Annotated in this window: 23 protein-coding genes and 2 riboswitches; of the genes, 12 read left to right on the forward strand and 11 right to left on the reverse strand. The window is 74.8% G+C overall.

Annotated features, from left to right (window positions below):
• Position 1: 1 nt before the first annotated feature.
• Together NMQ01_RS05250 and NMQ01_RS05255 are read left to right on the forward strand one after the other, a co-directional pair.
• Entirely contained in the window at positions 2-856 is an 855-nt protein-coding gene (locus NMQ01_RS05250; protein ID WP_255185813.1) for a hypothetical protein, read from the forward strand.
• The gene (locus tag NMQ01_RS05255) at positions 853-1632 is read left to right on the forward strand and encodes an NAD-dependent deacylase (RefSeq protein WP_303708247.1); all 780 of its coding nucleotides are present in this window, start codon (positions 853-855) and stop codon (positions 1630-1632) included. The genes NMQ01_RS05250 and NMQ01_RS05255 overlap by 4 nt, the downstream gene beginning before the upstream one ends.
• On the opposite strand, the gene NMQ01_RS05260 is transcribed toward NMQ01_RS05255, so the two are convergent.
• Positions 1616-2536, reverse strand: a complete 921-nt coding sequence (locus NMQ01_RS05260; protein WP_255185814.1) for an EamA family transporter — start codon at positions 2534-2536, stop codon at positions 1616-1618. The genes NMQ01_RS05255 and NMQ01_RS05260 overlap by 17 nt on opposite strands.
• 71 nt (positions 2537-2607) lie before the next feature.
• Here NMQ01_RS05260 and NMQ01_RS05265 point away from each other — a divergent pair, with 71 nt between their 5' ends.
• Genes NMQ01_RS05265 through NMQ01_RS05275 form a run of 3 tightly spaced genes read left to right on the forward strand, consistent with a single transcriptional unit; the run spans position 2608 to position 6142 of the window.
• Entirely contained in the window at positions 2608-3516 is a 909-nt protein-coding gene (locus tag NMQ01_RS05265; RefSeq protein WP_255185815.1) for a LysR family transcriptional regulator, read from the forward strand.
• A gap of 50 nt (positions 3517-3566) precedes the next feature.
• The gene (locus tag NMQ01_RS05270) at positions 3567-5342 is read left to right on the forward strand and encodes a proline--tRNA ligase (RefSeq protein WP_255185816.1); all 1776 of its coding nucleotides are present in this window, start codon (positions 3567-3569) and stop codon (positions 5340-5342) included.
• The gene (locus NMQ01_RS05275; RefSeq protein WP_255185817.1) at positions 5339-6142 is read left to right on the forward strand and encodes an HAD family hydrolase; all 804 of its coding nucleotides are present in this window, start codon (positions 5339-5341) and stop codon (positions 6140-6142) included. Before NMQ01_RS05270 ends, NMQ01_RS05275 begins: the two co-directional genes overlap by 4 nt.
• On the opposite strand, the gene NMQ01_RS05280 is transcribed toward NMQ01_RS05275, so the two are convergent.
• Positions 6139-6570: a hypothetical protein gene (locus NMQ01_RS05280; protein ID WP_255185818.1), complete on the reverse strand. Its 432-nt coding sequence runs from the start codon at positions 6568-6570 to the stop codon at positions 6139-6141. The two genes, NMQ01_RS05275 and NMQ01_RS05280, sit on opposite strands and share 4 nt — an antisense overlap.
• 3 nt (positions 6571-6573) lie before the next feature.
• Positions 6574-7275 (reverse strand): M50 family metallopeptidase, encoded by a 702-nt coding sequence (locus NMQ01_RS05285; protein WP_255185819.1) that lies wholly within the window; start codon positions 7273-7275, stop codon positions 6574-6576.
• A 45-nt stretch (positions 7276-7320) separates the two neighbouring features.
• Between NMQ01_RS05285 and NMQ01_RS05290 the strand changes: the two genes are divergently transcribed.
• The gene (locus NMQ01_RS05290; RefSeq protein WP_255185820.1) at positions 7321-8070 is read left to right on the forward strand and encodes a cobalt-precorrin-6A reductase; all 750 of its coding nucleotides are present in this window, start codon (positions 7321-7323) and stop codon (positions 8068-8070) included.
• Between the two features lie 6 nt (positions 8071-8076).
• On the opposite strand, the gene NMQ01_RS05295 is transcribed toward NMQ01_RS05290, so the two are convergent.
• Genes NMQ01_RS05295 through NMQ01_RS05330 form a run of 8 tightly spaced genes read right to left on the reverse strand, consistent with a single transcriptional unit; the run spans position 8077 to position 16483 of the window.
• Positions 8077-9018, reverse strand: coding sequence for a CobD/CbiB family cobalamin biosynthesis protein (locus NMQ01_RS05295; protein WP_255185821.1), 942 nt, complete (start codon positions 9016-9018; stop codon positions 8077-8079).
• The gene (locus NMQ01_RS05300) at positions 9015-9560 is read right to left on the reverse strand and encodes a bifunctional adenosylcobinamide kinase/adenosylcobinamide-phosphate guanylyltransferase (protein WP_369694860.1); all 546 of its coding nucleotides are present in this window, start codon (positions 9558-9560) and stop codon (positions 9015-9017) included. The genes NMQ01_RS05295 and NMQ01_RS05300 overlap by 4 nt, the downstream gene beginning before the upstream one ends.
• 2 nt (positions 9561-9562) lie before the next feature.
• On the reverse strand, positions 9563-10387 hold the full coding sequence (locus NMQ01_RS05305; protein ID WP_255185823.1) for an adenosylcobinamide-GDP ribazoletransferase: 825 nt from the start codon (positions 10385-10387) through the stop codon (positions 9563-9565).
• Positions 10384-11214, reverse strand: a complete 831-nt coding sequence (cobA, locus tag NMQ01_RS05310) for a uroporphyrinogen-III C-methyltransferase (protein WP_369694852.1) — start codon at positions 11212-11214, stop codon at positions 10384-10386. Before cobA ends, NMQ01_RS05305 begins: the two co-directional genes overlap by 4 nt.
• The gene (locus NMQ01_RS05315) at positions 11147-13759 is read right to left on the reverse strand and encodes a cobyrinate a,c-diamide synthase (RefSeq protein ID WP_255185824.1); all 2613 of its coding nucleotides are present in this window, start codon (positions 13757-13759) and stop codon (positions 11147-11149) included. Before NMQ01_RS05315 ends, cobA begins: the two co-directional genes overlap by 68 nt.
• On the reverse strand, positions 13756-14370 hold the full coding sequence (gene cobO, locus NMQ01_RS05320; RefSeq protein ID WP_255185825.1) for a cob(I)yrinic acid a,c-diamide adenosyltransferase: 615 nt from the start codon (positions 14368-14370) through the stop codon (positions 13756-13758). The genes NMQ01_RS05315 and cobO overlap by 4 nt, the downstream gene beginning before the upstream one ends.
• Positions 14370-15044, reverse strand: coding sequence for a VWA domain-containing protein (locus NMQ01_RS05325; RefSeq protein ID WP_255185826.1), 675 nt, complete (start codon positions 15042-15044; stop codon positions 14370-14372). Before NMQ01_RS05325 ends, cobO begins: the two co-directional genes overlap by 1 nt.
• The gene (locus NMQ01_RS05330; protein ID WP_255185827.1) at positions 15035-16483 is read right to left on the reverse strand and encodes an ATP-binding protein; all 1449 of its coding nucleotides are present in this window, start codon (positions 16481-16483) and stop codon (positions 15035-15037) included. The genes NMQ01_RS05325 and NMQ01_RS05330 overlap by 10 nt, the downstream gene beginning before the upstream one ends.
• Before the next feature lie 50 nt (positions 16484-16533).
• Positions 16534-16602, reverse strand: a riboswitch (cobalamin riboswitch).
• Between the two features lie 58 nt (positions 16603-16660).
• Here NMQ01_RS05330 and cbiE point away from each other — a divergent pair.
• The 6 genes from cbiE to NMQ01_RS05360 all read left to right on the forward strand — a co-directional run bounded on the left by cbiE (position 16661) and on the right by NMQ01_RS05360 (position 21465).
• Positions 16661-17887: a precorrin-6y C5,15-methyltransferase (decarboxylating) subunit CbiE gene (cbiE, locus tag NMQ01_RS05335; RefSeq protein ID WP_255185828.1), complete on the forward strand. Its 1227-nt coding sequence runs from the start codon at positions 16661-16663 to the stop codon at positions 17885-17887.
• A complete protein-coding gene (gene cobM / locus NMQ01_RS05340; RefSeq protein ID WP_255185829.1) occupies positions 17884-18669 on the forward strand; it encodes a precorrin-4 C(11)-methyltransferase in 786 nt (261 codons plus the stop codon). Before cbiE ends, cobM begins: the two co-directional genes overlap by 4 nt.
• Before the next feature lie 28 nt (positions 18670-18697).
• A riboswitch (cobalamin riboswitch) is annotated at positions 18698-18765 on the forward strand.
• A 55-nt stretch (positions 18766-18820) separates the two neighbouring features.
• Positions 18821-19504 carry an energy-coupling factor ABC transporter permease gene (locus tag NMQ01_RS05345; protein WP_255185830.1) on the forward strand — a complete coding sequence of 228 codons (684 nt, stop codon included), beginning with the start codon at positions 18821-18823 and terminating at the stop codon, positions 19502-19504.
• A complete protein-coding gene (locus NMQ01_RS05350; protein WP_255185831.1) occupies positions 19497-19829 on the forward strand; it encodes an energy-coupling factor ABC transporter substrate-binding protein in 333 nt (110 codons plus the stop codon). Before NMQ01_RS05345 ends, NMQ01_RS05350 begins: the two co-directional genes overlap by 8 nt.
• On the forward strand, positions 19826-20578 hold the full coding sequence (gene cbiQ, locus NMQ01_RS05355; RefSeq protein ID WP_255185832.1) for a cobalt ECF transporter T component CbiQ: 753 nt from the start codon (positions 19826-19828) through the stop codon (positions 20576-20578). The genes NMQ01_RS05350 and cbiQ overlap by 4 nt, the downstream gene beginning before the upstream one ends.
• Positions 20575-21465 carry an energy-coupling factor ABC transporter ATP-binding protein gene (locus tag NMQ01_RS05360; protein ID WP_255185833.1) on the forward strand — a complete coding sequence of 297 codons (891 nt, stop codon included), beginning with the start codon at positions 20575-20577 and terminating at the stop codon, positions 21463-21465. The genes cbiQ and NMQ01_RS05360 overlap by 4 nt, the downstream gene beginning before the upstream one ends.
• Positions 21466-21468: the final 3 nt, after the last annotated feature.

Consider the following 21468-nt stretch of genomic DNA (forward strand, 5'->3'; position numbering starts at 1 on the left):
GATGCTCGAGACCCACGAGGCCCCCTGGCGCAGCCAGGTCTCCTTCGGGCGCCGGATGCGCTACGACCTCAGCGAGATGTGGGGCGACTGGCCCATGGGGTGGAACCGTCTCGGCGTCTTCTTCGTCGCGCCCATCGGGGTGCCCCTCCTGCTCGTGATCGCGGCCCTGCCGGTCGGGTCGGCATGGGACCGTCTCGGGACCCTCGGCTTCGCCGCCGCCCTCGGCCTCTACTGGTGCTCGATCTTCTTCCACATGCTGCGCCCCGGTCCGGGGGTGCGGCTGCTCCTCCTCGGGACCTATGTGCTGGGGGCCGCCGGAGCCGTCCTCGGCGGGCTCGCGCTGCTCACCGTCGCGGTGCTGGGACTCGCCGTCGGCGGCGACGTCGACCTCGGGGCTGGCCTCGTGGGTCTTGGCCTCTGCGTCGGCGGCGTGTTGTGGGCGCTCTGGTTGCGCACCGAGATCCGGGACGGCCCCCGGGATGCCCGTGCGCACCGGACGCCGGGACCGCCGGGGACGCCGGTGCCGATGGTGCTGCCGACCAACCCGGAAGCCTCGCAGGTGATCCTGCGGTCGCCCACCGGTGCCGTCGGCACGACCGTCCTCGGCCCGCTGCAGCCGGCCGCCCCGGTGACCTCCGCCGAAGGAGTCGTCGTGCACTCTCGGGCCGCCGCCCTGCTCGGCGACCCCGGGGGCCGGCTCGTCGTGCCGGCGGACGTCCCGACCCGACCCGGCCACGTGCTCGTCAGCGAGACCCTCCGCGGCGGGCAGGTGCACTTCCTCGTGCCGCAGTCCGCGCCGCCCCTTGCGATGATGTGGCGGCACGCCCACCCCGCACCCCCGCAGGAGCATCCGTGACCGAGACCACCGAGACCGACGTCGTCGTGCCCGACGAGGTGGTGGACGCCGTGCGCGCCGCCCGCCGGGTCCTCGTCCTCTCCGGCGCCGGGATGAGCGCGGAGTCCGGCGTGCCGACCTTCCGCGATGCGCAGACCGGGCTGTGGGAGGAGTTCGACCCGAGCCAGCTGGCGACGGCCGAGGCCTTCCGGCTGGATCCTCCCTTCGTCTGGGCCTGGTACGCCTGGCGGATGCGGCTGGTCCGCGACGTCGAGCCCAACCCCGGGCACCGGGCGCTCGCCGAGCTCGCCGGGCTGCGCGAGGTGACGATCTCGACGCAGAACGTCGACGACCTGCACGAGCGGGCCGGCTCGGCCGTCGCCGCGCACCTGCACGGGTCGATCTTCGCGCTGCGGTGCAGCGACTGCGAGACGCCGTGGGAGGGCGAGGTCGAGCTGCCGGCGGAGCCGACGGAGCGGATCGACCCGCCCACCTGCCCCGAGTGCGAAGGGGACGTGCGCCCCGGTGTCGTGTGGTTCGGCGAGGTCCTCCCGGAAGCGGACGTCGCGGCGACCGAGGCGGCCATCGAGGCCCTCGAACCGGGCGACGTCGTCCTCGTCATCGGCACCTCGGGTGTCGTCTACCCGGCCGCCGGCTACCCGGCGATGGCCCGCGCCGAGGGGGCGACGGTCGTCGAGGTCAACCCCGTCGACACCGAGATCTCCGACATGTGCCACCACCTCGTGCGCGGCAAAGCGGCCGAGATCCTGCCGACGATGGTCAGCGCCCTGCGCTGACCGCCGGCTCCGGTGTGGGCTCGGGCAGGGCCTCGGGCCGGCGGGGGCGCGAGGCCCACAGCACCCCACCGACGACGAGGGCGCCACCGACGAGCTCGAGCGGGGCGGGCACCTCGTCGAGGAGCAGCCAGGCCAGGGCCAGACCGGTCACCGGCACGAGCATGGAAAAGGGAGCGACCGTCCCCGACGGGTGCCGGGCCATGAGCCAGGTCCAGATGCCCGAGCCGACGACGGTGGCCAGGAGGGTCGTGTAGGCGAGGCCCAGCCAGGCGGGGACCGCCGCGGTGGTCAGGGAGTCGGCGAGGGCCGTGCCGATGCGCTCGGGCCCCTCGACGAGCAGCGACAGGACGAGCATCGGGACCGGCGGGACCACCGTCATCCACATCGTCAGGTGGAGCGGCCTGGGCGCCGCGGCCAGGCGGGAGGCGAGGTTGCCGAAGGCCCACCCGAGGCCGGCCATGAGCGTCAGGACGAAGGGGAGGAGCCCCGCCTCGGCGTCGAGTCGCTGGGAGCCGACGACGGCCATGCCGAGGGCGGCGACCGCGACGCCGGTCGCGGCGCGACCACTCAGTCGCTCGCCGAGCAGGACCGCGCCGAGGACGACGGTGAAGGGGGCCGAGCTCTGCAGGACGAGCGAGGCCAGGCCGGTCGGCATGCCGGCGTCCATCGCGAGGTAGAGGAAGGCGAACTGGAGGATGCCGAAGCCGATGCCGTAGCCGACGAGCCAGCGCGTGGGCACCTGCGGGCGCGGGACGAAGAAGATCGTCGGGATCGCCATGAGGGTGAAGCGCAGCGCCGAGCACAGGAAGGGCGGGAAGACCTCGAGCGAGGCGTGGATGGCGATGAAGTTGGCGCCCCAGAGGACGGCGACGACGACGGCGAGCAGGCGGTGGCGGATCGGCACCCGTCGATCGTCGTTCACCCGACTGTGCAGGACAAGCGAATCTTCATGACCGATCCCTTTAGGATTCCTGCATGGACATCAGGCACCTCGAGCTGCTGCGCGACCTGCGGGAGCGGGGGAGTCTCGCCGCGGTCGCCGCGGCGACCCACCGCACCCCCTCGGCCCTGTCGCAGCAGCTGCGCACGGCCCAGCGGGCCGCCGGCACCCCGCTCGTCGAACCCCACGGGCGGGGGCTGCGGCTCACCGAGGCGGGCGAGCTGCTCGCCGACGGTGCGGACGAGGTGGCCGCCGCGATCGCGCGGGTGGACTCGCGGCTGTCGGAGCACCGGGGCCGCCCGACCGGTCGGGTGAGCGTCGCCGGCCTGCCGAGCGGGCTGACCGCCCTGCTGCCCGGCGCGCTCGTCCTGCTCGCCGACAGCGACGTCGAGCTGAGCATCGACGACCTCGACCTGGCCGAGCACGACTACGCGCGGGCCGCGGCCGACGCGGACATCGTCGTCGCGCACTCGCTGACGAGCGAGGTGCCGGTGGGGAGCGAGGGCCTCGTCGCCACCGTGCTCACCCGAGAGCCGCTCGACGTCGCGGTCCCGCCCGACCACCGGCTCGCCCGCCGGGCGACGCTGCGACCCCAGGACGTCGTCGACGAGACCTGGCTCGCGGTGCCCGAGCACTACCCCTTCGACACCGTGCTGCAGCGGGTCGAGGCTGCCTGCGGCCGGGGCCTGCACCGGCGGCTGCGGCTGCGGGACAACCACCTCGTCGCCGCGCTCGTCGCGGCCGGCGAGGGCCTGGCCCTGCTGCCGCGCTACACGACCCGCACGGCCGACGAGTTCGCCCTCGTGCCGCTCGTCGGCGTGCCCTCCGCCCGGTGGATCGTCGCCCTCTCGCGGCCCGACCGCGCGGAGCGGGCCGCGGTGCGCCTGGTGACCCGACAGCTCGGTATTGCGGGGGCGGCGCTCATGGGTGAGCGGATATCCTGACGCGGTCCACCCCCTTCGTCACGCTTGGAGTCCCGTCCGTGGTCACCCGCATGTCCTCCCTCTTCCTCCGCACCCTCCGGGAGGACCCCGCTGACGCGGAGCAGCCGGGCCACAAGCTCCTCGTGCGGGCCGGCTACATCCGCCGCGCCGCGCCGGGCATCTACACCTGGCTGCCGCTGGGGCTGAAGGTCCTGCGCAAGGTCGAGGCGATCGTGCGCGAGGAGATGGAGGCGATCGGCTCCCAGGAGCTGTCCTTCCCCGCGCTGCTGCCCAAGGAGCCCTACGAGGCGACCAACCGGTGGACCGAGTACGGCGACAACCTCTTCCGGCTCGTCGACCGCAAGGACGCCGACATGCTCCTCGGGCCGACGCACGAGGAGATGTTCTGCCTCGCGGTCAAGGACATGTACACCTCCTACAAGGACCTGCCGCTCGCGCTCTTCCAGATCCAGACGAAGTACCGCGACGAGGCCCGCCCGCGCGCCGGCGTGCTGCGCGGCCGCGAGTTCATCATGAAGGACTCCTACTCCTTCGACATCGACTCCGCCGGCCTGCAGAAGGCCTACGACGCGCACCGCGACGCCTACATCAAGATCTTCGACCGGCTCGGCTTCGAGTACGTCATCGTCCACGCCGACTCCGGTGCCATGGGTGGCAGCGCGAGCGAGGAGTTCCTCGCGGTCAGCCCCAACGGCGAGGACACCTTCGTGCGCGACGCCTCCGGCTACGCGGCCAATGTCGAGGCCGTCGTCGTGCCGCAGGCCCCGCCGGTCGAGGTGACCGCCGGCCCCGCCCACGTCGAGGACACCCCCGACACCCCGACGATCGACACCCTCGTCGCCGCCCTCAACGCCAGCCACCCGCGCACCGACGGCCGCGAGTGGACCGGTGCCGACACGCTCAAGAACGTCCTCGTCACCCTCGTCCACCCTGCCGACGAGGAGCACGACGAGCCGTGGCGCGAGCCGCTGGCCATCGGCGTGCCCGGCGACCGCGAGGTCGACGCGAAGCGCCTCGAGGCCCAGGTGGCGCCGGCCGAGGTCGAGGAGTTCGGCGAGGCCGACTTCGCCGCCCACCCGATGCTCGCCAAGGGCTACATCGGTCCCGGCGTCCTCGGCTCCGAGCGCTCCTCCGGCATTCGTTACCTGCTCGACCCGAGCATCGCCGAGGGCTCCGCCTGGGTCACCGGTGCCGACGAGCACGGCAAGCACGTCATCGACCTCGTCCACGGTCGCGACTTCACCGCCGACGGCACGATCCAGGCGGCGGAGATCCGCGAGGGCGACCCGAGCCCGACCGGCTCCGGCACGCTGACCCTCGCCCGCGGTGTCGAGATGGGCCACATCTTCCAGCTCGGCACCAAGTACGCCGAGGCGCTGGGCCTGAAGGTCCTCGACGAGAACGGCAAGCTCGTCACCGTGACCATGGGCTCCTACGGCGTCGGCGTCACCCGCGCGGTCGGTGTCGTCGCGGAGGACAACCACGACGACCTCGGCCTGGTGTGGCCACGTGAGCTCGCCCCCTTCGACGTGCACGTCGTCGCGGCGGGCAAGACCGACGAGATCTTCACCGCCGCCGGTGACCTCTCCGCGCAGCTCGAGGCGAAGGGGGTCTCCGTCCTCTACGACGACCGCGCCGGCAAGGTGAGCCCGGGCGTGAAGTTCAAGGACGCCGAGCTCATCGGCGTGCCGACGATCCTCGTCGTCGGCAAGGGCCTGGCCGACGGGGTCGTCGAGATCAAGGACCGCCGCAGCGGTGACCGCCGCGAGGTGCCGGTGGGCGAGGCCGTCGAGGCCCTGCTCGCCGAGGTGCGTGACGGGGCGTGAGCGTCGACGAGATGCGCCACCCGCTGACCGTGCGTGAGCGGCCCGAGGCCGGGCCCGTCGAGGCAGTGATCTTCGACTGGGGCGGCACCCTCACCCCGTGGCACACGATCGACCTGGGCCAGCAGTGGCGGGTCTTCGCCCGCGAGGTGCACGGCATCCCGATCGAGTCCGACGAGGTGCCGCAGGAGGACCTCGACCGGGCGCACGAGCTCGCCGAGCGGATCCACGCCGTCGAGGCCGATGCGTGGCGGCAGGTGCGCGACGACCAGCGCGGGGCCCACCTCGACGACATCCTGCGCGAGGCCGGGGCCGACCCCCAGCACGACCGGCACCACGTGGCCCTCGCGGCCTATCGCCGCTTCTGGGAACCCCACACCCACACCGACCCGCAGGTGCGGCCGCTGTGGGAGGGGCTGCGTGAGCGTGGGCTCAAGGTCGGCGTGCTGTCCAACACGATCTGGAGCGGGGACTACCACCGCGAGATCTTCGAGCGTGACGGCGTGCTCGACCTCGTCGACGGCGACGTCTACTCGTCGGAGATCAAGGTGGTCAAGCCGCACCGCGAGGCCTTCGAGGCGGCGGCAGCGGCCGTCGGCGTGCCGGTGACCCACGCGGTCTACGTGGGCGACCGGCTCTTCGAGGACGTGCTCGGTGCGCAGGAGGTCGGCATGCGCGCGATCTGGGTGCCGCACAGCGACATCCCCACCGACCAGCAGGTGACGGTCGACGTCGAGCCCGACGGTGTGGCGCACGAGCTGCTCGACGTGCTCACCATCGTCGACGGGTGGCTCGCGGCCTAGGAACGGCGCTCGGCAGTCACCCGACGCTGTCGCCACCAGCGCCAGGCGCCGGTGCTCCACACCGCCCACACGACGAGGACCGGCTGGAAGAGCAGCCGGATCGCCCGCGCCGTGTCGCTCGTCAGCCCGAAGGCGTCTCGGTGCTCGGTGAGCTGCGCGATGTTGCCGGGGAAGACCGCGACGAAGAGCGCCGCCGTCGCCAGCCCGACCCCCGCTCGGGCGGGATGCCGCCAGGTCACGAGCAGAGCCGCGCCCACGAGGACCTCGACGACACCCGAGACGAGCACGACGAGGTCGGCGTCAGCGGGGAACCACGGCGGGACCTGTGCCTGGAACTCCGTGCGGGCATAGGTCAGGTGAGCCACGCCCGCGAGGACGAGGACGGAGCCGAGCAGCACCTGCCCGACGGCGCGAACGGGTGAGGTCATGTCTCAGCCTCCCACGACGCCGAGGAGGCGGCTGGCGGCGAGCCAGGTGGCGCCGGCGAGGACGAGTGCGAAGCTCCCGACCCACAGCACCGCCGGCACGCCCGTGGCACGGGCGAGCGAGCCCGGGTCGCTGCGGGCCTCGATGCCACCGAGCATCGTCGCCAGGTGACGCCAGGCGCCGACGAGGAGCAGCACGCCCAGGCCGACGAGCACCTGCTGCTGCAGGGCGTCGTCGCGCCACCACCACAGGGCAGCGCCCGCCGCGAGCACCGCGACGACGACGAGGCCGGTGAGGGCGGAGCGCACCCGGGTCAGGGCGGCGAGCAGCCCGACGAGCAGGAGGGTGAGCGTCGGGGCTGCCCAGCCGGCCGTCGCGAGCCACACGACCGCCGCGCCGACGAGGCCGGGAGCGGGGTAGCCGGCCCAGGTCGTCGCGACCACGCCCGCACCTCGGGCCGGGCCGACGGTCACCGCGTGGCCGGACATGTCCGAGCGCAGGACGAAGCCCGTGAACCGCCGCCCGCACGCCATCCCGACGACCGCGTGGCCGAGCTCGTGGACGAGGGTCACGCCCAGGCGCAGCACCCGCCACGCCGGCCACCACGTGGCGGCGAGCAGCGCGAGGGCCAGGACCACGACGAGGGTCCAGCCGCCGAGGTCGGGTGTGCCCGTCGCGGGGGAGAGGCGGTTGAAGGGGTGCTGCACGGGTCAGACGCTAGGGGCGCAACCTGTGCGTGGGAGGGTGGCCCCATGACGCACGTGCTGATCCTCGGTGGGACCGCCGAGGCACGGGATCTGGCTGCCCTCCTCGAGGCGAAGGGAGTGCCCCTCACCTCCTCGCTCGCGGGCCGGGTCTCCCAGCCGCGGCTGCCGGTCGGGCCGGTGCGGATCGGGGGCTTCGGCGGGGTCGAGGGGCTCTCCCGGTGGCTGCGCGAGCACGAGGTGAGTGCGGTCGTCGACGCGACGCACCCCTTCGCCGCGACGATGGGCGCCCATGCGGCACAGGCCTGCTCGTCGCTGGGGGTGCCGCTGCTGCGGCTCGCCCGGCCCGGCTGGGCGCAGCACCCGGATGCCGCGTCGTGGACCTGGGTGGGCGACCACGTGGCTGCCCGTGAGGCTGCCGACGCGGTGGGGGGAACCCCCTTCGTCACGACGGGCCGGCAGACCCTGCACCACCACGTCGAGGCCTGGGCCGAGCGGCCGGTGCTCGTGCGGCTCGTCGAGCCGCCGGAGGCGCCGCTGCCGGACGCGTGGACGGTGCTGCGCTCGCGGGGGCCCTTCGCCGTCGCCGACGAGGAGGCGATCATGCGCGAGCATGACGTGAGGGTGCTGCTCACCAAGGACTCCGGAGGACGGTTCACCGAGGCCAAGCTCGACGCGGCCCGCCATCTCGGGGTGCCGGTCGTCGTCGTGTCGCGTCCGGCGCGCGCCGAGGGCGTCGCCGAGGCGAGCGACGCGGTGGCCGCAGCGGCGTGGGTCGAGGACCAGGTCGGCGACTGACCCGCCTCAGCGACGGGCGAGCAGGCGGGCCCCGACGGCCGCGACCAGCGTGACGGCACCCACCCGGCGGGCCAAGTGCACGGCTCGCGGCAGGTCGGCGACGACCGGCGCCGGGCCCGAGCCCATGACGACCCGATCCTCGGCGCCGCTCGCGTAGACGGTGCGCCCGCCGAGGCGCAGGCCAAGGGCGGCGGCGAAGCCCGCTTCCACCGGCCCCGCGTTGGGGCTGGGGTGGTCACGCCCGTCCAGCACCGCGGTGCGCACCACGTCCCGGGCCCGAAGGGGGGTCGCCGCGGCGGTGGCGAGGACGGTCACCCGGGCCGGCGCCCAGCCGAGCACGTCGTCGAGCCGCGCTGCGGCCCAACCAAATCGGGCGTAGCGAGCGGTTCGGTGACCGTGCATCGCGTCGAGGGTGTTGGCCGCGCGGTGGAGCACGACGCCGAGCGGGCCGAGGGCGGCGCCCCAGACGAGGGTGCCGACGACGGCGTCCGAGGAGTTCTCCGCGACGGACTCGACCGCGGCTCGAGCCACCTCGTCGGGGGTGAGGTCGTCGGTGACCCGGCCGACGAGGTTGCGGACCCGCGCGCGGGCGCCGGGCAGGTCGCCGGTGGCGAGCAGGTCGTGGACGGCCAGGCCCTCCCGGCCGAGGCTCGTGCCGCCGAGCGCCGCCCAGGTGAGAGCAGCCGTGGCCATGGCGCGGGCGGGCGCGGGCAGGCGGCCGGCGCCCACACCCAGCGCCACGACGGGGGCGAGGACGACCACCTCGGTGAGGACTCCGGCGGCTCGGGAGTCACGGTGCAGCCGCGTCTCGACGGCCGCGGCCCAGCTGCCGAAGGCCGCGACCGGGTGCCCACGCCGGGGGTCGCCGAGCGCGAGGTCGGCGACCCAGCCGAGGGCGAGCCCGAGCGCGACCTGGTCGAGGCGACGGCCACGGTGGGCCGTGCTCACGCCCCGCCCTTGATCGTCAGCACCTGGCCCGAGACGACGAGGTCGACCCGGTCGGCGGAGGCGGCGATGCGCTGGTTGAGCCAGCCCAGACGGTCGGCGAAGATCCGCCCGGACCGGTGCTCCGACACCAGCCCCCAGCCGACCTCGTTGGTCACTGCCACGGCGAGATCCGTTGCGCGCCAAGCTGCTTCGAGGTCCTCGACGCGCTGCTCGAGGGCGCCGACCCAGTGGTGCTCGGGCGCCTCCCAGGCCTCGATCTCGTCGAGCTGTGCGGTCAGCCAGGTGCCGAGGCAGTCGAGCAGGACCGGCCCCTCTGCGTCCCACAGTGCGCTCGCGGCGTCCGTGCTCTCGACGGTCGACCAGGTCTCCGGTCGCCGCTCGCGGTGGGCCGCGACGCGCGCCGCCCAGTCGGCGTCGTCGCGCTGCGGACCGGCGGCGAGATAGGTGACGGGCGTGCCCTCGGGCAGATGTGGGGGCAGCAGGAGCGACTCGGCGTGCCGGGACTTGCCCGACCGCACACCGCCGGTGACGAGGACACGCATGCTCACCACGCCACCGTCAGCAGGACGAGCAGCACGGTGAGAGCCACCTCGACACCGGCCCCGATGACATCGCCACCCACACCGCCGAAGGTGCTGGCGGCCTTGTCCCGGAGCGAGATCGCCGCCCAGATGGCGACGGGGACGGCCGCTGCCGCCACGAGGACGGCTCGAGTGGTCATCCAGAACGGCGCCGTGGAGCTCCCGTCACCCAGCCCCCCCAGCAGCAGGGCTACCGGCAGCACCGATGCCACGAGGAGGGCGCCGACGGCGAGGACCACGAGCACGGCCCCGGCGAAGGGCACGGTGCCGACGAAGGCGGCCCCGAGCTTCGAGCCCGGTGCGGCCTGCTGCCCGCGACCGCAGACGGCGGCGGCAGCAGCCCGGGACGCCACGACCGCGGCCCCCACGACGAGCGCGCCTCGCCAGCCGGCGCCGAGCAGAGCAGCGATCGCGCCGACCTGCACGAGCAGCACGATCACGAGAGCCACGGCCCCCATCGGGCCGACGTCGCCGCGTCGCATGATCTCGAGCGCCCGCTCGCGGTCCCAGCCGGCACCGAGTCCGTCGACCGTGTCGGCCAGGCCGTCGAGGTGCATGCCCCGTGAGCCGTGGGCCAGGACGCCGAGGGCGAGGGCCGCGGCGACGAGCGGCGGCACGCCGATCTCGACGGTCAGTCCGACGACGACGACCTGGAGTGCCAAGGGGAGGACGGCGAGTGGCGCGAGGAGCAGCGCGGCGCGTGCCGTGTCCGAGGTGATCGTCACCCGACCGCTCGGCGACCGGGTGAAGGTCCCGACCGCCAGGCGCAGCCCTTCGGACGCACTCACGGCGAGGTGGGGGCCGGTGCCTCGAGGGCGTCGACGACGTCGCCGATGACGGTGATGGCCGGGGGAGCGAAGCCCCCTTCGTCCGCCGCGGAGGCGATCTGCGAGAGGGGGGCCCGCACCGACCGCTGCTGCGGGGTGGCCCCGTCCGCGATGCACGCGGCCGGGGTGTCGGCGGACAGGCCGGCGGCGACGAGCGCCTCGGCGATCGCCCCGAGCGTCGCGACGCCCATGAGGACGACGATGGTCAGCCGCGAGGTTGCCAGGGCGGCCCAGTCGACCTCGCTGCGCGTGTCGTCGGGGCCGACGTGCCCGGAGACGACGGCGACGCCCTGCGAGAGGCCGCGGTGGGTCACGGGGATGCCGGCGAGCGCCGGGACGGAGAAGGCGGACGAGACACCGGGCACGGCCTCGACGGCGATGCCGGCGGCGACGCAGTGGTTCCACTCCTCGCCACCGCGGCCGAAGAGGTAGCCGTCGCCGCCCTTGAGCCGGACGACGGTGCGCCCCGCGCGCGCGTGCTCGACGAGCAGCTCGTTGATGCGCTCCTGGGGGGTGAACTCGCCGCGCGGGATCTTGCCCACGTGGACGATCTCGGCCTGCGGGGCGATCTCGTCGAGCGCGGCGACCGGGCCCAGGCGGTCGGTGACGACGACGTCGGCGGCGGCGAGCGCGTCGCGGCCGGCGACGGTGAGCAGGCCGGGGTCACCGGGCCCCCGCCGACGAGGACGACCCGCCCGGTGGCGGTGGTGGTGGCGTCGGTCATGCGGTCCTCCGGTGGGAGAGATGGGCCAGCTCTCGCAGCAGCCCGTCGATGGTGTGGGGGTCACGGACGGCGATCCGCACCCAGGTGGCGTCGAGCCCGGGGAAGGTGTCTCCACGGCGCACGGCCCAGCCCGCGTCGCGCAGATGCTCGCGGACCCCGGCCCCGACCTGCGCCAGGACGAAGGGGGCGTCGCCGCCGCCGGTCGGGATGCCCAGGGCCTGCAGCCCCGTGGTCAGGTGCCGGCGCCAGCCGGCGAGCTCCTCGGTGGCGCGCCCCGCCTCGGTCAGGGCGGCGGGGGTCGCGGTCTCGGTCATGACCCGCAGCGCGAGCGAGCCGACCGACCAGTGCGGCTGGTGCGCGGCGAGGGCCGCGACGAGCTCGGCGTCGCCGACGACATAGCCGGCACGGATGCCGGCGACGGCCCAGGTCTTCGTCAGCGAGCGGACGACGAGCAGACCGGTGAGGTCACCGCCGACGAGCGACTCGCGCTCGCCGGGCACGGCGTCGATGAAGGCCTCGTCGACGAGCAGCACGCGCCCGGGCCGCGCGAGCGTGCGGATGGCGTCGGCCGGGTGCAGCACGCCCGTCGGGTTGGTCGGGTTGCCGATGACGACGAGGTCGGCGTCGCCGACCTGCCCGAGTGCCTCGGGAGTGAGCGCGAAGTCGTCCTCGGCCCGCAGCAGCACGTGCCGCACGTCGTGGCCTGCGGCGCGCAGTGCCGCCTCGGGCTCGGTGAACTGCGGGTGCACGACGACCGCGTCACGCGGCGTCAGCGCCCGCGCGACGAGCGTGAAGGCCTCCGCCCCGCCGCTCGTCGGCAGCACCTGGCCGCGGGCCACCCCGTGCCGCGCCGCGATCGCATCGCGCGCCACGGTGGCGTCCGGATAGCTCGCCACCTTGCCGAGCTCATCCACCAGCGCTCGCGTGAGCCACTCCGGAGGACTCGTCAGCCGTACGTTGACCGCCAGGTCCACCAGGTCGTCTGACACCTCGACGTCCCCGTGATGCCGCAGCGGATCGGGCACCGATCCCTCGAAGGCGACCGGTGACGGGCTCACCGGGAAGGACGTGGTTCGGGCTGGGGTGGCGCGACTCAAGGGCTGAGCCGGTTGCGATGAGTCAGGTGAGGGCTCCGAGGACTCGTGGTGCACGGGCGAAGCCCCCAGCGCCACCCCACCCGATCCACGGACGCCCCAGCCCCGAGCCGCGTCGACGAAGGAGGCGGCGACGTCGGGGGAGCCGGCCCAGTGGGTGTGCAGGTAGGAGGCGACGAGGGTCGCGCGGCCGGTGCCGGCGGGGTCGAGGGCGAAGCCCTCGGTGCGTCCGCCGAGGTCCCACGCCGCCTGCGTGCCGAAGGGCGGATCGGTCACCGTGCGGTGGAACTCGTGGCCCGTCACGCGGGTGCCGGCGGGGCCGGCGACCGAGTCGACGAGCGAGGTCGCCTCGCGGTAGCCGAGGGTCAGCCGTCGGCCCATCGCGGCACGGGCCGGCAGGGCACCGACCATCGGGTGGTCGTCGAGGGTCTCGGCGAGGTAGAGCATGCCGGCGCACTCGGCGATGGTCGGCATGCCATCGGCGACGGCATCCCGGATCACCTGCACGAGAGGGCGGTTGGTCGCGAGGGTGCGTGCGTGCACCTCGGGGAACCCGCCGCCGAGGTAGAGGGCGCAGGTGCCCTCGGGCAGTGCCGAGTCGCGTGCCGGGTCGACCTCGACGACTCGCGCACCCGCCGCTTCGAGCAGCTCGACGGTCTCGGGGTAGCGGAAGGTGAAGGCCCGGCCTCCGGCGACGGCGATGACGACCTCCCCTCGAGACGCGTGCTGCCCTTCGAGACGGCGCTGGCGCGCCTCCTCAGGACCTGCAAGCTCCTCAGGGAGCGAGGGGTCCCACGGCTCGACGTCGAGGTCGGGTGCGGTGCGTGCGGCGGCGAGGAGCGCGTCGAGGTCGAGGTGCTCCTCGGCGACGGCGGCGATGTGGTCGAGGGTGGCCGCGGCCTCGCCGCGCTCGGCGGCGGGCACGAGCCCGAGGTGGCGTGAGGGCACGTGCATCGCGGCGTCACGGGGGAGCACGCCCCACACGGGGACGCCGACGCCTTCGACGGCGCGGCGGGCCTCGTCGCCGTGGCGGGGGGTGCCGGCCTTGTTGAGCACGACGCCGACGACGTCGAGGTCGGGGTCGATGGTCGCGAGACCGTGCACCGTCGCGGCGACGGTCCGCGAGGTCGAGCTGATGTCGACGACGAGCACGACGGGGGTGCGCGTGAGGGCCGCGACGTGCGCGCTCGAGGCGAAGCCGTCGCCCCCGAGCCGCCCGTCCATGAGCCCCATGACGCCCTCGAGGACGGCGACGTCCGCGGGCGTCGGGTGGGTGGCGCCGCGGGCGAGGAGGGGAGCGACCCTCCCTTCGCCCACGAGCCACGGGTCGAGGGTGCGGCTCGGTCGCCCGGTCGCCAGCGCGTGGTAGCCGGGGTCGATGTAGTCGGGGCCGACCTTGGCCGGCGCGACGGTGAGACCGCGCCGGGCGAGGGCGGCCATGATCCCCACGGCGATCGTCGTCTTGCCGTGGCCCGACGCGGGCGCCGCGACGAGCACCCGGGGGAGGGCCGTCACCACTCGATGCCCTTCTGGCCCTTCTGCCCCTGGTCGAAGGGGTGCTTGACCTTGGTCATCTCGGTGGCGACGTCGGCGATCTCGAGCAGCCGCGGGTGCGGGTCGCGGCCGGTGATGACGACGTGCTGGTAGCCGGGCCGGTTGGTCAGCGTGTCGATGACGTCGTCGAGCTCGACCCAGCCCCACTTCATGACATAGGTGAACTCGTCGAGGATGTAGACGGTGTGCGTCTCGTCGGCGAGGCGACGCTTGATCTCCTCCCAGCCCTCACGCGCATCGGCGGCGTGGTCCTCCTCGGACCCGGCCTTGCGCGACCACGACCAGCCCGAGCCCATCTTGTGCCACTCGACGGGACCCCCTTCGCCCGTCTCCTCGTGGACGCGGCCGAGGGTCTTGTAGACCTCCTCCTCGCCGATGCGCCACTTCGCGGACTTGACGAACTGGAAGACGCCGATCGACCAGCCCTGGTTCCACCCGCGCAGGCCGAGGCCGAAGGCCGCCGTCGACTTGCCCTTGCCGACGCCACCGTGGACGACGACGAGCGGGCGGTTGCGGCGCTGCCGCGTGGTGAGTCCGTCCTCGGGCGTGACGGGGGTCTGTCCCTGGGCCATCAGGCGGCGCTCCTTCGGGGGGTGGTGCGGTCGGTGACGATCTCGACGAGGCCGCTCGCGGCGACCTGCTCGAGGGCGATGTGCTCGGCGCCCATGCGGTGGGCGAGGTCGGCGGCCAGGCCCATGCGGAAGCGGCCCGACTCGCAGTCGACGACGACGGTCTCGGCCGTGTGGCCCCAGGCGTCGGCGATGCGCTGCGCCCGGGCGAGAGCATCAGGCCCGGCCGTGGCCCGGCCGTCGGTGACGAGGACGACGAGCGCGCGCTGGTTGCGGTCGCGGATGCGCTCTCGCGCAACGACCCTGGCGATCTCGGTCAGTCCCTCGGCGAGCGGGGTGCGCCCGCCGTGCGGCATCTCGGCGAGGCGGGCGGCGGCGGCGTCGACGGACGAGGTGGGCGGCAGCGCCAGCTCCGCGCCGGTCCCGCGGAAGGTCACCAGACCCACCCGGTCACGTCGCTGATAGGCGTCGAGCAGGAGCGAGAGGACGGCGGTCTTGACCTCGCCCATCCGCTTGCGCGCGGCCATCGAGCCGGAGGCGTCGACGGCGAGGAGCACGAGGTTGGCCTCGCGGCCGCGGGTGATGGCGTGGCGCAGGTCGTCGCCGGTCACCCGGGCGGGCCCGGTGCGGGCGGCCCGGCGGGCGGCGGAGGCGCGCAGGGTGGCGGTCAGGTGCACCGGCGACCCGGCGGGCTCGTGCCCGGCCGGGTGGGTGCCGACGACCCGCCCGCGGGGGTGAGTGCGGGGGAGCGGCGACCGGTCGGGCCGGCGCCGACGCCGGTGAGCTCGAGCCGGCGGGCGCGGTAGGGCTCGGTGGCCGCGGCGGTGCCGGTGGGGGTCGGCTGGGCACCCGCAGGGGGCGAAGGGGGTGACTCGGGGGCCTCCGCCGACTCGTCCGGGGAGTCGGGGGTTGGGTCGGCGGACGACTGGGGCCCGGTCGGGGGCTGGTCGCCGGACGACGTCGAGCTCGGGGGCGGGCCGGAGGGGTCGGCGTCGGGCGCCTCGCCCGGGCCCTCGTCGGGCTGGTCGCCGCTGTCGTCGGGCTCGCCGCCACCCGGCGGGTCGTCCTCGGGTTCCTCGTCGAGCAGCCGGTCGAGCAGGTCCTCGTCGAGCCCCGGAGCGTCGAAGGGGGCACGACGGCGCCGGTGGGGCAGGGAGAGCAGCGCCGCGGCCCGGATGTCCTCGCGGGTCACCTGCGCGCGGCCCTGCCAGGCGGCGTGCGCCGCGGCGGTCCGCGCGGTGACGATGTCGGCGCGCATGCCGTCGACGTCGAAGCCGGCGCACACCCGGGCGATGGTGCGCAGCGTGCGCTCGTCGAGCCGCACCGAGCGCACCGCCTCGCGGGCGGCGGCGAGGCGCTGGGTCAGCTCGGCCTCGGCGTCGGCGAAGCGGGCCGCGAAGCCCGCCGGGTCGAGGTCGGCCTCGAGGCGACGTCGTACGACCTCGGCGCGCACGTGCGGGTCGCGGCTCGCGGCGACGTGCACGGTCAGGCCGAAGCGGTCGAGCAGCTGCGGGCGCAGCTCGCCCTCCTCGGGGTTCATCGTGCCGACGAGGGTGATCCGGGCCGGGTGCGAGATCGAGACGCCGTCGCGCTCGACGGTGTTGCGGCCCATCGCCGCGGCGTCGAGCAGCACGTCGACGAGGTGGTCGTGGAGCAGGTTGACCTCGTCGACGTAGAGGATCCCGCGGTGGGCCTCGGCGAGCAGGCCGGGCTGGTAGGCCGCCTCGCCGTCACCGAGCGCGCGGCGCAGGTCGAGGGAGCCGACGACGCGGTCCTCGGTCGCACCGACCGGCAGCTCGACGAGCCGGGCCGGGCGGGTCGTGGCCGCGCTCTCGTGCGGGCCGTCGGGGCAGTCCTCGTCGCGGTCGGGGTCGCAGCCGAAGCGGCAGTCGCTCGCGACCCGCTGCTCGGGCAACACCGAGGCGAGGGCCCGGACGGCCGTCGACTTGGCCGTGCCCTTCTCGCCCCGGACGAGCACGCCGCCGATCTCGGGGGAGATCGCGCTCAGCAGCAGTGCCGACGTCAGCTCGTCGGCGCCCACGAGCGCGGTGAAGGGGAAGGTGGGGGTGCGGGACCCGGTGCGGCTCACAGCGGCGGCCTCCTGGCGAGTGTCCACGCTCGCCGTCCGACGACGTCATCGCGGGTTCGCGACGACGGGCACCGACCGAGTGTCTGGCTCTGGCCGTGTGGGCCGTGACAGTGGCGGGACCGCTCCGGAGTTGCACCGGATTCCTCGGTGGGGTGCCTGGGCGAGATCCTCTCACAGCGGGGCTAGGCCCTAGGGTGGGCGTCCGTGATCGAGGTCGTGGGTATCGGGGACGACGGGTGGTCCGGCCTGGACGAGGCCCGACGCGCCCTCATCACCGGTGCCACGATCCTCCTCGGGGGCGCCCGCCACCTCGACCTGCTCGCCCCCCACGCGCCGGACGCCCGGCTCGTGCCCTGGCCCAGCCCCCTTCGCCCGGCGCTGCCCGCACTCGTCGAGGCGCACCCCGACGCCGTCGTCCTCGCCAGCGGCGACCCGCTGCGCTCCGGCATCGCGACGACCCTCATCGACGTCGTCGGGGCCGAGCGTGTCCGCGTCCACCCTGCCGTCGGCAGCGATGCCCTCGCCCGGGCCAGACAGGGCTGGTCCGCGGAGGAGACGCTCGTCGTCACGACGGTCGGGCGCGACCTGCGCGCGGTCCTGCCCCACCTGACCGACGGTGCCCGTCTCGTCGTCCTCCTCTCCGACGGTGACGGTCCGGCCCGTCTGGCGGCCCTGCTCACCGAGCACGGCTGGGGCGCAACGACGCTCACCGCTCGCTGGCACCTCGGCAGCCCCGACGAGGGCGCCCACTCAGGCCGCGCCGACGGCTTCGCCGAGGCCACGCCCGACCTCGTGCTCGCCTGCCTCGACGTGCGCGCCGACGACCCCACCGTGGCCGGCGCGACCGCCGGCCCGGTGCCCGGCCGCCCCGAGGACTTCATCGACCACGACGGCCAGCTGACGAAGCGCGACGTGCGCGCGAGCGGCCTGGCCCGCCTGCGTCCCACGCCCGGTGCGCACCTGTGGGACCTCGGCGCCGGCAACGGCTCCGTGGCCCTCGAGTGGTGCCTCGCCGTCGACCGCGCGACCGTCACCTGCGTCGAGCGCGACGCGACCCGCGCCCAGCGCATCCGCGACAACGCCGCCGCCCTCGGCCTCGCTGCTCGGGTCGACGTCGTCGTCGGCGACACCGCCGGCACCGACCTGACGACGCTGACCGCACCCGACGCGGTCTTCGTCGGCGGCGGGCTCGACCCCGACCTGCTCGACCGGGCCTGGTCCTCCCTTCGCCCCGGCGGACGGCTCGTCGCGCACGCCGTGACGCTCGAGGGGGACGCCGCACTCATCGGCCTGCACGCCCGCACCGGGGGCGAGCTCACCCGCCTGTCGGTGGAGCGGGCCGTGCCGCTCGGGCGCTTCCTGTCGTGGACGCCCGCCCGCACCGTCACCCAGCTCGCCGCGATCCGCACCGACTCCGAGGACCAGACATGACCGTTCACTTCATCGGCGCCGGCCCCGGTGCCGCCGACCTGCTGACGATCCGCGCGACCCGACTGCTCGCGGCGAGCCCGGTCTGCCTCTACGCCGGCACCTACCTCGACGCGGCCGTCCTCGAGCACTGCCCCGAGGGGGTCCGGCTCGTCGACACCCAGGACCTCGACCTCGACGGGATCACCGCCGAGTGCGTGGCCGCGCACGAGCGCGGCGAGGACGTCGCCCGGCTGTGCTCCGGCGACCCGAGCGTCTACTCCGCGATCGCCGAGCAGACCCGCCGGCTCGACGCCGCCGGCGTGCCGTGGGACATCACGCCCGGCATCGCCGCCTACGCCGCGACCGCCGCCCGGCTCGGCCGCGAGCTCACCGTGCCCGAGGTCGCCCAGTCCGTCGTGCTCACCCGCGCGCAGCGCGACTCGACGGCGATGCCGTCGGGGGAGAGCCTCGAGGCCTTCGCCGCGACCGGTGCGACCCTCGTGCTGCACCTGGCGATCCGCCGCGCCCGCGAGCTCGCGGACCGGCTCGCCGAGCACTACGGCGCCGACTGCCCCGTCGCCGTCGCCTACCGGGTGGAGCAGCCCGAGGAGATCGTCCTGCGCGGCACCCTCGCCGACATCGCCGACCAGGTCGAGGCGCACGACCTGCGGCAGGCCGCGATCATCGTCGTCGGGTGGGCGCTGCGGGCCGAGGGCTTCGTCGAGTCGCACCTCTACTCGTGCCGTCGGGCGGCCGAGCGCGAGGAGCGGACGGCGGCAGACATCCCGGGCGGGCTTCGCTAGTCTCGGCCGCAGCCTTCGCCTCCACCTGGGGGAACCCGGTGAGAGTCCGGGACGGTCGCGCCACTGTGAGCGGGTCTTCCGCGAGTCAGGAACTCCGGGGCGAGGGCTGCCGCGGTCGGACGCGTCATCCGGCCAGAGAGAGAGTGCACCGATGCACATCGCCGAGGGCTTCCTGCCCCCGGTCCACGCCGCCGCGTGGACCGCTGTCGCCGCCCCCTTCGTCATCCATGGCACCCGCAGTGCCGCCCGCGTCGTGCGGGACAACCCGAGTGCCCGCCTGCTGCTCGGCGCTGCCGGCGCCTTCACCTTCGTCATGTCGGCGATCAAGCTGCCGTCGGTCACCGGCTCGAGCTCGCACCCGACGGGCACCGGGGTCGGCGCGATCATCTTCCGCCCCCCGGTCATGGCCCTGCTCGGCACGATCGTGCTGCTCTTCCAGGCGCTGCTTCTCGCCCACGGTGGCATCACGACGCTCGGGGCCAATTTCGTCTCGATGGCGGTCGTCGGTCCGTGGGTCGGCTACGGGCTCTTCCGGCTGCTCGCCGCGGCTCCCTTCGTCGTGCGGGTCTTCGTCGGCGTCGCGATGGCCAACCTCGCCACCTATGTCACGACCGCCACGCAGCTCGCGCTGGCCTACCCCGAAGGGGGATTCGTCGAGGCGTGGGGTCGCTTCCTCGGGATCTTCGCCGTGACCCAGGTGCCGCTCGCGATCGTCGAGGGCCTCGTCGGCGTGCTGCTCCTCAATGCCCTCATCGCGTGGGCGCGGCCCGAGCTGGAGGACCTGCAGGTCGTGCCCGCCGAGACCGTCGAGACCACGGAGGCCGCTCGTGCGTGAGTCCACCCAGACCCTCGGTCGGCGCGGCGTCGCGCTCGTCGTCGGCGCCATCGTCCTCGTCCTCGTCGTCGCGCTCTACCTCGGTGGCCGGGCGGCCTCGGGTGAGGAGGAGGCCTTCGGCGGGTCCGATGCCGCCGCGACCGCCCAGCTCGAGGAGGCCGGTCACGAGCCGTGGTTCGAGCCGCTCCTGCCGCCCGCCGGTGGCGAGATCGAGTCGGGCCTCTTCGCCCTGCAGGCGGGTCTCGGCGGTCTCGCGCTCGGCTACGTCTTCGGTCGGCTCAAGGGACGGCGCACCCGGACCGAGACGGTCGACCCCCGCGCATGAGGCCCACCCTCGACGACGCCGCGTGGTCCTCCCGGTGGCGGACCCGCTCGACGCTGGAGAAGTCCCTTCTCTGCCTGGGCCTGCTCCTCGTCGCCGCGACGACCACCTCGATGGCGGTGGCCGGGCTCGTCGGGGCGTGCGCCGTCGGCCTCGCGGCGCTCGCCCGGGTCCCGGTCGGCGTGTGGCTGCGGGCGATGATCGGGCCGGCGGTCTTCGTCGGCATCGGTGCGGTGACCATCGCGGTGACCTTCGGCCCCGGTGACCTGTGGTCCTTCGGTCCTGTCGGCATCGACACCGGGAGTGCCTCCCGGGCCGCGCTCGTCGCCGCCCGGGCGCTCGCGGCCACGAGCGCGATGGTCCTGCTCGCGGCGACCACCCCGATGGTCGACCTGCTCGCCGGGCTGCGGCGGGCGCGGGTGCCGGAGGTGGCCGTCGACATCGCGGCCGTCACCTATCGGATGATCTTCGCCCTGCTCGACGCCGCGTCGGCGATCCGGGCCGCGCAGGCCGGGCGGCTGGGCTACGCGAGCGGCCGGGCCGCGCGGCGCTCGGTCGGCCAGCTGTGCGCCGCGGTGCTCGTCGCCGCGTGGGACAAGGCCCGCCGTCTCGAGGACGGACTGGCCGGTCGTGGCGGGGTCGCCGCCGTGCCGCTCGTGCCTGCCCGGGCCGTGTCGACCCCCTTCGTCCTGGCGGCGGGAGTGCTCGTCGTCGGGCTGGCCGGGCTGTCGCTGAGGGCGGGGTTGGCATGACGCACCGCCTCGGCTCCTGGACACCTCCCGACGACGCGGCCACCGTCCTCGCGCTGCGCGGCGTGCACGCCGGCTATCCCGGGGCTCCGGGCGTCCTCGACTGCGTCAGCCTGACGATCGGCACCGGCCGGCGCATCGCGATCCTCGGGGCCAACGGCTCCGGCAAGACGACGCTGCTGCGCGTGCTGTCCGGCGCTCACGAGCCGGCCGAGGGGGCGGTCGTCTCGGGCGGTGAGGTGCTGCGGCACACGCGGCGCGGCCTGACCGCCCACCGGCAGCGGGTGCAGCTGGTCATGCAGGACCCGGACGACCAGCTCTTCAGCGCCGACGTGCGCAGCGACATCGCCTACGGGCCGACCAACCTCGGGTTGCCTGCTGAGGAGATCGCGGACCGGGTCGACGAGGCGCTCGCGGTGCTCTCGCTCGCGGCGCTCGCCGACCGTCCGGTGCACCGGCTCTCCTTCGGTCAGCGCAAGCGGGTCGCGGTGGCCGGTGCGCTCGCGATGCACCCCCGGGTGCTGCTGCTCGACGAGCCGACGGCGGGGCTCGACCCGGCCGGGGTCGAGGAGATGCTCGCCGCCGTCGCGGCGCTCGAGGCGCACGGCACGACGGTCGTGCTGTCGACCCACGACGTCGACCTCGCCTGGAGCTGGGCCGACGAGGTCGCGCTCGTCGTCGACCACGTCGTCCACCAGGGCGAGGTGACCGACGCCCTGACCGACGGTGCCCTCGTCGAGGCGGCCCGGCTGCGCCCGCCGTGGTCGGTGCAGCTGCTGCGCGAGATGGGGATCGAGCCGGCCGCGGTCGGCTGGCCCCGCACGCCCGCCGAGGTGGCGGTGGCGCTCGGGTCGTCCCACGCGTCCCACGGTTCTCGGGTCACCCGATAATCC

The organism is Janibacter sp. CX7, assembly GCF_024362365.1.
Lineage (GTDB): Bacteria > Actinomycetota > Actinomycetes > Actinomycetales > Dermatophilaceae > Janibacter.

Coding starts and splice junctions, on each gene's coding strand:
- NMQ01_RS05250 (WP_255185813.1), top strand. CDS start 2: ATGCTCGAGACCCACGAGGCCCCCTGGCGCAGCCAGGTCTCCTTCGGG.
- NMQ01_RS05265 (WP_255185815.1), top strand. CDS start 2,608: ATGGACATCAGGCACCTCGAGCTGCTGCGCGACCTGCGGGAGCGGGGG.
- NMQ01_RS05270 (WP_255185816.1), top strand. CDS start 3,567: ATGTCCTCCCTCTTCCTCCGCACCCTCCGGGAGGACCCCGCTGACGCG.
- NMQ01_RS05280 (WP_255185818.1), bottom strand. CDS start 6,570: ATGACCTCACCCGTTCGCGCCGTCGGGCAGGTGCTGCTCGGCTCCGTC.
- NMQ01_RS05290 (WP_255185820.1), top strand. CDS start 7,321: ATGACGCACGTGCTGATCCTCGGTGGGACCGCCGAGGCACGGGATCTG.
- NMQ01_RS05300 (WP_369694860.1), bottom strand. CDS start 9,560: ATGCGTGTCCTCGTCACCGGCGGTGTGCGGTCGGGCAAGTCCCGGCAC.
- cobO (WP_255185825.1), bottom strand. CDS start 14,370: ATGGCCCAGGGACAGACCCCCGTCACGCCCGAGGACGGACTCACCACG.
- cobM (WP_255185829.1), top strand. CDS start 17,884: ATGACCGTTCACTTCATCGGCGCCGGCCCCGGTGCCGCCGACCTGCTG.
- NMQ01_RS05345 (WP_255185830.1), top strand. CDS start 18,821: ATGCACATCGCCGAGGGCTTCCTGCCCCCGGTCCACGCCGCCGCGTGG.
- cbiQ (WP_255185832.1), top strand. CDS start 19,826: ATGAGGCCCACCCTCGACGACGCCGCGTGGTCCTCCCGGTGGCGGACC.
- NMQ01_RS05360 (WP_255185833.1), top strand. CDS start 20,575: ATGACGCACCGCCTCGGCTCCTGGACACCTCCCGACGACGCGGCCACC.